This window comes from Bacillus sp. SIMBA_008 (assembly GCF_046535495.1).
In the GTDB taxonomy this organism is placed as follows: Bacteria; Bacillota; Bacilli; order Bacillales; family Bacillaceae; genus Bacillus; species Bacillus subtilis.
Genome location: NZ_JAWRWL010000519.1, coordinates 1 through 269 on the forward strand (window position 1 = coordinate 1; position 269 = coordinate 269).

Here is a 269-nt window from a genome sequence, read left to right on the forward strand (position 1 = left end):
CCCCCCTTTTCCGGAGCTTCCAGAATCGGATTGGTGGAGCTGTTGGACCAAAGCAGATCGCCGCTGAACATTTCACCGCTTTTTTCATGGTAGAGCGCAATGTGAGAAGCGGCATGACCCGGGATTTCGAGCACCGTCCAGCCGTTAAGCCCGTCGATTTTCCCGCCTTCTTCCACTGTTTTCGTTAACGGACGGTTTGCAGAAAATAAGTACGACAGCTTAACTGTTTTCTGTATGTCTTCAGGCGTCAGGGGAACGCCCATTTCAGT

At 51.7% G+C, this 269-nt stretch carries 1 protein-coding gene; it reads right to left on the reverse strand.

Going from position 1 to position 269, the window contains the following annotated elements:
* Window positions 1-269, reverse strand: a 269-nt coding sequence (locus SB658_RS24275; protein WP_410602913.1) for an MBL fold metallo-hydrolase, incomplete at both ends; no start/stop codon positions are given.